Genomic DNA, 6,569 nt, shown 5'->3' with positions numbered 1-6,569 from the left:
CCTGTTCGATCGCTTTCATCTGGGTAGTCACGTGAGCAAGCACACAATTTTGCGTTGGCACCTTCCACCTGTCCATAAAATCTTTCGTCGCATGCAGCAGGCGCTTCACACTTTCTACTGAATCATCCACTGGGTTGATTCCGATGACAGCGTCTCCTACTCCGTACGACAGCCCTTCTTTTAAAGAGGCGAGCATCCCGTCCACGTTATCTGTCGGATGGTTAGGCTGAAGCCTCGAAGACAGTGTTCCTTTTCGGCCAAGTTCAATGTTGCACTTCGTCACGACCTCGATCTTATTGGCACCGTGAACAAGGTCGAGGTTGGACATCAGTTTCGTCACAGCCGCTATCATTTCACTGTTCATCCCTCTGCTGGCGCGGAGGATGTCACTCCCAGAAGTCTCATCTGACAGGATGTATTCTCTTAATTCCAGAACTGACCAGTTTTTGATAGTGCCGTATATTTTTTCGTTGACCTGTTCTTCAATGATTCTTGAAACTTCATCCTCTTCCGGTGCAAGAAGGGGATTTTCCCGGATCTGCTGAAGCGTCAATTCGCTTAGCACCTGCTTGGCAGCGATTCTTTCCTGAACCGTGTCTGCTGCGACTCCAGCGAGGCGGTCGCCGGACTTCTCTTCATTCGCCTTTGCCATCACTTCTTTTAACGATCCAAATTGATATACTTGGCCTAATAACTTGCTAGAAAGTTTCATAACCCCTCACCTCACTTATTACTGAAACGCTAATGTTTTGATCACTACAGGCACAACACCCGAATCGAGCATCCTGCCGATATCAACGTAATCTCCGTTTACGACATTCAGCTGATCGATGCAGATAATCGAACGCTCAGGGGTAAATGCCATGATTGACTGTCCGAGCACTTTCGCCATATCATTTTTCACTACCGCGACGATCGGCGCATCGCTCTTTCTCTGCCGATAAGCGCTGCATATGACCGATGCCAGGTGCTGCACATTCTTAAATGACAGCTGCGGCAAATCTGAAAAATATAGTGCAAAATTGTTTCCTTCTGCCTGCGGATCATACAGTGCGATAGCCTGCTCTATTTTTTGCGATACGCTTCTCTCAGCTTCGTTCATATCGGCGATCGGCACTTCAATGACGGGAAGGTTTTTAAGCGGCAATACGGATTTGTCGATTTGAATGGTCGCTCCGCTTATTTCTGTCGTTTGCATTCCCGCTCCGCATACCGTCGCTCTTACCGTCTCTTCCGGAGTGACCCATTCCCAGTTCCGCAGCTCCCCAGAGCTGTTCAGCTTTTCAGCCAATATCCGTCCGATATCGCTGTATACGGAAGGGTCATCATGTTCCGGATAATACACACATTCACTGACTCCGCCGGAGAACATGACCGCATCGATTGGTGCATTTCCCCATCCAGCTGATTGACTGAGGAAGAGCGGGTGTTCGGCTGCCGACTGATCTCCGTTCAGGACGGAAACGAGCACCGACACCATCTCTTCCAAAATCTTGTCTGTTCCGCTGCCGTTCTTCTGTCCTTTGTTCAGTTCAATACCTAGCATTTCGGCCGTGCTGGCGACTGGTGGCGAAATCTTTGTTACTGTGTCACCGTCAAACTCCATCAGTCTTCCGCCGACATGAAGTGTGCACGTTCCGAGGAGTGAGCCATTTTTATATACGGCGATATTAGCGGTTCCTCCGCCGATATCGATGTTGGCTATCGTTTTTCCATGTTTTTGCGACCAAGCATGAGCGCCGGATCCTTTTGCTGCGATGATACCTTCCAGGTCCGGGCCTGCTGTCGCAACTAGAAACTCACCCGCTTCATCTGAAAGGTATTGAATCACTTGTCTGGCATTGCTTTTGATGGCACTTTCGCCAGTGATGATGACGGCTCCGGTCTGAATTTCCGACTTATCTACACCTGCTGCAGCATATTCCTGTTTTACGATGGCAAAGACCGCTTCAATGTCTATCAAATAGTCATTGTCTAAAAGAGGAGTCCGATAGATTGGGCTTTTATGCAGAATCTGTTTATCGATGATTTCGATCTTTGGCACGTGGGTGCTGCCTGCCATGTTCAGGAGACTGAAACGGCTGATGATAATCTTTGTCGTACTCGTGCCGATGTCTATGCCTGCACTGATAATCGTTTCTACTTTTCTGTCGTTCCCAATCATCGTATTCCTCCTTTCCTTAATGAAAAAGACGCCTGATAAACCAACAGATTTGGTCTGTTGATTTAGCAGGCGCCTTTGCCTTTTATTCTTTTACACATGCATTATTTCAGCACTGTTTTTATCAATGAGAGTTCGAGCCAGATCCTTAAGCACGATACGATTCTTCATGCAGAAGCTTCGCATTTGTTTATACGCCTGGTCCTCGTTAAGCGACATATGTTCCATGACAATGCCCTTTGCTTTCTCGACAATCTTCCGTTCTTCGAGTTTCTGCTCAAGTGCCGTTACTTCGCCTTTGATCTGGTTGATTCGGGTGACTTGCGAAAGTGCCACTTCAACAGCTGGTATGAGCTGCTTTTCTGTGACGGGCTTAACGATAAAACCAAGTACCCCTGCTTCTTTCGCCTCGTTGATGATCTCAGTCTGGCTGTAAGCTGTCAGCAGCAGAACAGGAATCTTAAAGGTATTGCCGACGATTTTGGCCGCTTTAATGCCGTTCATCTTCGGCATCTTCACATCCATGATGATCAGATCAGGCTTATGCTTAGCTGCGAGCTCTACTGCCTTCTCTCCATTGTTCGCTTCTGCAACAACGTTATACCCATTCTCCAAAAGCATCTCTTTCAAGTCCATCCTTAAGATCGATTCATCGTCCACTACCATGATGTTAGGCTTTATCATAAAGATCCTCCTGCTCTAAAAAAAATTGAACGGCTGCTGTCGTCCCTCTTTCTTTATTCGGATAGATTAAGAACTCGCCCGAAAGATCAAACTCTGTTAAGTTCCTTACAATCTCAAGTCCTAGCTGATCTTTTTTCACTCCTGGCTTATATCCTTCTCCATCGTCAACAACTGATAGATGCACTTCTCCGTCAATGAGCTTCATCTTAACCGTGATTGTGCCTGATTGGTTTTTAAATCCATGCTTGATACTGTTCTGGAGAATTTCATTGAAAATCAAGGATAATGAAACTGCCTGGTTAGACTTTAAAGAAATCTCATCTACATCCAGAACAAGTGTAATCGAATGTTCACTCTGATCGGATTGATAGACGAGCATCTTGGCGATTTTTTCGAGTATCTCGCTGATATTCACCATTTCCATGCCGCTGTAAGATAAAAACTCATGCACGGTCGCGATGCTCATAATACGGTTCAAGCTTTCCTGGTACAGATGCTTCGTGTCTTCAGGAACGCCCCTTCTCATCTGGAGACGCAGCAGGCTAGCAACCGTTTGCAAGTTATTCTTAACACGGTGATGGATCTCTTTAATCACAGCTGACTTAACCACAAGCTGCCTCTCCTTCTCCCTTAGATCTGTAATATCTCTTAAATAAATAAGAACGATTGGAGAGTCTTTTGACTTTAAGCTGATCATTCTCTTAATATACACTCGGCCTTCATAAGCAATTTCTCGCTCCACAATCCCAAAGTGACCGATATTATCCTTTTCGATAAATGGAAAAAGTTCATAAATGGATTTGTCTTTGTATTCCTGGTGAGAATGCTGTCCAAGGTGTTTTTGGATGAGCCTGATCGCATAATTGTTGGCATAAAGGATTTTTCCTTCGTCGTTCAGCAGCAGGAGACCGTCTTCTAAAACATCTGGGATAGATGGCTGTTTAGAGATCATGTCCCAGAAGGTCCTGCCGAATTCCTGGGTCGCTTCTGTCAGGAATGCGATTTCTTTCTCATGCTCAATCTGTGCTGATATGTCTTTTTCAGAGATCATCACACCGATCGCTTTTTCGTTAAAAAGGATTGGAATGACGTTCTGGCTCACATGCTGTCCTTCTGTAGTGACCGCACGCTTCACCATCACGGGTTTCCTAGACTTGAACGAACTGAAAACAGCCGGTTCGAAAGTCTCATAAATAAACGTTCCTACCACTTGCTCCTTGTACAGCAATGGCGATGTTGAAGGAACTGCCTCAGCAACGACGACAGCTTTTTCAGGATGTGCAGTCATGCAGTCAATGAAGACGTGTGATCCTGACAAGTCCGCGATCGTTTGAAGCATATTGCTCTTGTCCACGATGAGAGATATCTCTTCATCAGTGAGGCGAGTATGTTGTCTGCATAAGTTACGAATGTAATCCATGAGAAGCTCCTTTTATAAAAAAAGGCACCTTCAACACAGATGTCCACTGTAAACAGATGTCTCCTGTAAGTTGATAGGCGCCGTTGCCTATTCCTATTCATTTTCAATTTCAGAATACTTTATATTTTCAGCGTTGTAAAGGCTTTCATTATATTACCAGCTTTCAATTCCCTTACTCTGCAAATAGTCCTCCATGTCAGCGAATGAATGCCGTGCTGCAAGCTCCTTAATATCCTCTATCCCTTCTTTTGTAAACGAAGAGGCTGTTACGATCGGCCCTTTAGGCATCGCTCTCCTTAAGAAGTTCCTGGCACGCTCTACATCAGCCTGCGGATGATCTGACTTTGTTACAATACCGATCGGAAGCTTCGGAATGCCCATTGAAAACTGTGGCGGAAAGCTGCTTTTCAGTGCAGACGCATCCTGAATGAACAAAACGTGAGTAACTTCCAAGGATGTTGCCATAAGCGATTTATAATACATCGGGTTTTCCATATATTCTCCGGGTGTGTCGACAATCCAGTCTTTATAGTTCAGTGTCTGGGTTTTGACACTGTTTTCATCCTTTCCAAGCAGTGCATTCGTTAGCGTTGACTTTCCAGAACCGATGGCTCCTATAATCATAGCTCTCGTTTTCTTCACATTATCCCTCATGACTTTGTGATTTTTGATGGCGTGTAGCCCAATGTTTCCGAAAGAAATGAATTGATTTTTATCATCGCCAATTCAACCTCAGATACAGTTCCCACAATAACTAAGCTCCCGGTGAACCGGTCAAGAAAGCCTAAAGAAACATGAGCCGCTTTCGTCGCCAGGTCGCCTGCGATGATAACGGTTTCACTCGGCGTCAGCGTTAAGATACCGATCGCACCTGTCTGCTGGATGCCCAGTTTATCAAACATGTCCTCATCCGGATTTGCGATGATGTGGCTTAATGTTACTTGTTTTCCTGGTACAAACTCTTGTATAAACCGCTGCTTTTTATCCTCTAAACCCTCTAACATTGCTCTCATCCTCCCCAAAAAATAAAGAAAACTTGGCTGACCATGCTTTAAAGTCAGCCTTAGTTGCACTTATACTTTATACTTAAACTTTTTGACGGCACCGAATCTCTTCCTAGCAAAAAAGTTAACCTTAAAGTATAAAATAGCCCTTAGCTTCATAGAAACTAAGGGCTCCGTTGCCGTGTATTATTTTCTTCATTATAGCATGCGTTCCGTTGTTGTCAAAAGTCTGCCTTAATTGTCTTTTACGCGCATAAGCCGCAGGCTGTTCAGCGTAACAATCAGTGTCGCACCCATGTCAGCAAAGATTGCGATCCATAAAGTAAGCCATCCCGGGACGACAAGAAGGAGTGCGAGCAGCTTGATTCCGATCGAGAAGGTGATGTTCTGCTTGATAACCGCCATCGTCCGCCGGCTTAAGCGAATCGTGAATGGCAGTTTTTTCAGGTCATCCGCCATTAAAGCGATGTCAGCTGTTTCTAGGGCAGTATCTGTTCCCGCACCGCCCATCGCGATCCCGACAGTCGCGGCGGCAAGAGCAGGCGCATCGTTCACTCCATCTCCTACCATCGCTGTCTTTCCATACTTCTGTCGCAGCTCTTTTATCGTGTTCAGTTTATCTTCCGGCATGAGACCTGCTTGCACATCAGAAACACCGGTGGTCTTGCCAATAGAACGTGCAGTTCCCTCGTTATCTCCGGTCAGCATAACGGTCTTCTGTATGCCAAGCTCGTGCAGTCTTTGCACGACTTCTTTGCTCGTTTCCCTCACTTCATCCGCAATCGCAATGAGCATAAATACTTGCTGTACAGTTCCAGCCGCGATGACAGTCTTGCCTTCTTCTTGCCACCTTCCAGCCGTGTCTGCTGCTTCTTCAGTTAAATGAAGCTTTAGATTCTCTGTAAAAAGTTTCGGGCTTCCCGCATATATCGTTTCACCGTCTATCGTTCCTTTAACGCCTCTGCCTGTGATCGATGCAAAGTCGTTCACATTCGTTTGATGAAATGAAAGAGTCTCTGCTTTTTTCAAAATGGCCGAAGCGAGCGGATGCTGTGACAGTTTTTCAAGAGCGGCTACTTTAACGAGCATCTCATTTTCTTCTACTCCGTCTTCACACCAGATCTCGGTTACGGCTGGTTCGCCTTTTGTCAAAGTACCCGTCTTATCAAAAGCGATCACCTTAATTGAACCGGCTTCTTCTAAGAAGATGCCTCCTTTTATGAGTACACCGTTACGTGCCGCGTTTCCGATCGCCGTGACGATGGAAACAGGTGTTGAAACAACGAGTGCACACGGGCAG

The 6,569-nt window shown here is 45.8% G+C and carries 7 protein-coding genes; all 7 read right to left on the bottom strand.

Annotated features, from left to right (window positions below; all coding sequences use genetic code 11):
* Positions 1-712, bottom strand: a 712-nt coding sequence (gene eutB / locus CGZ90_RS17560) for an ethanolamine ammonia-lyase subunit EutB (RefSeq protein ID WP_165766899.1), incomplete at its 3' end; no start/stop codon positions are given.
* 18 nt (positions 713-730) lie between these two features.
* Positions 731-2,164 carry an ethanolamine ammonia-lyase reactivating factor EutA gene (locus CGZ90_RS17555; RefSeq protein WP_094253841.1) on the bottom strand — a complete coding sequence of 478 codons (1,434 nt, stop codon included), beginning with the start codon at positions 2,162-2,164 and terminating at the stop codon, positions 731-733.
* A 90-nt stretch (positions 2,165-2,254) separates the two neighbouring features.
* Positions 2,255-2,845 carry an ANTAR domain-containing response regulator gene (locus tag CGZ90_RS17550; protein ID WP_094253840.1) on the bottom strand — a complete coding sequence of 197 codons (591 nt, stop codon included), beginning with the start codon at positions 2,843-2,845 and terminating at the stop codon, positions 2,255-2,257.
* Positions 2,832-4,265, bottom strand: coding sequence for a sensor histidine kinase (locus CGZ90_RS17545; RefSeq protein ID WP_094253839.1), 1,434 nt, complete (start codon positions 4,263-4,265; stop codon positions 2,832-2,834). Before CGZ90_RS17545 ends, CGZ90_RS17550 begins: the two co-directional genes overlap by 14 nt.
* Before the next feature lie 153 nt (positions 4,266-4,418).
* Positions 4,419-4,889: a EutP/PduV family microcompartment system protein gene (locus tag CGZ90_RS17540; protein WP_240515472.1), complete on the bottom strand. Its 471-nt coding sequence runs from the start codon at positions 4,887-4,889 to the stop codon at positions 4,419-4,421.
* Positions 4,890-4,915: 26 nt separating this feature from the next.
* Positions 4,916-5,269, bottom strand: coding sequence for an ethanolamine utilization microcompartment protein EutS (gene eutS, locus CGZ90_RS17535; RefSeq protein ID WP_094253837.1), 354 nt, complete (start codon positions 5,267-5,269; stop codon positions 4,916-4,918).
* 234 nt (positions 5,270-5,503) lie between these two features.
* The coding region (locus CGZ90_RS17530; protein WP_133063611.1) for a heavy metal translocating P-type ATPase at positions 5,504-6,569 on the bottom strand (1,066 nt) is incomplete at its 5' end.

The organism is Fictibacillus aquaticus (assembly GCF_002245695.1).
Lineage (GTDB): Bacteria > Bacillota > Bacilli > Bacillales > Fictibacillaceae > Fictibacillus > Fictibacillus aquaticus.
Note: the sequence above shows the minus strand (reverse complement) of the source record. Positions and strands in the feature narration are given on the sequence as shown.

What these genes read in the sequence shown, in the direction of transcription:
- CGZ90_RS17555 (WP_094253841.1), bottom strand. Translation starts at nt 2,164, where the DNA reads ATGATTGGGAACGACAGAAAAGTAGAAACGATTATCAGTGCAGGCATA.
- CGZ90_RS17550 (WP_094253840.1), bottom strand. Translation starts at nt 2,845, where the DNA reads ATGATAAAGCCTAACATCATGGTAGTGGACGATGAATCGATCTTAAGG.
- CGZ90_RS17545 (WP_094253839.1), bottom strand. Translation starts at nt 4,265, where the DNA reads ATGGATTACATTCGTAACTTATGCAGACAACATACTCGCCTCACTGAT.
- CGZ90_RS17540 (WP_240515472.1), bottom strand. Translation starts at nt 4,889, where the DNA reads ATGATTATAGGAGCCATCGGTTCTGGAAAGTCAACGCTAACGAATGCA.
- eutS (WP_094253837.1), bottom strand. Translation starts at nt 5,269, where the DNA reads ATGTTAGAGGGTTTAGAGGATAAAAAGCAGCGGTTTATACAAGAGTTT.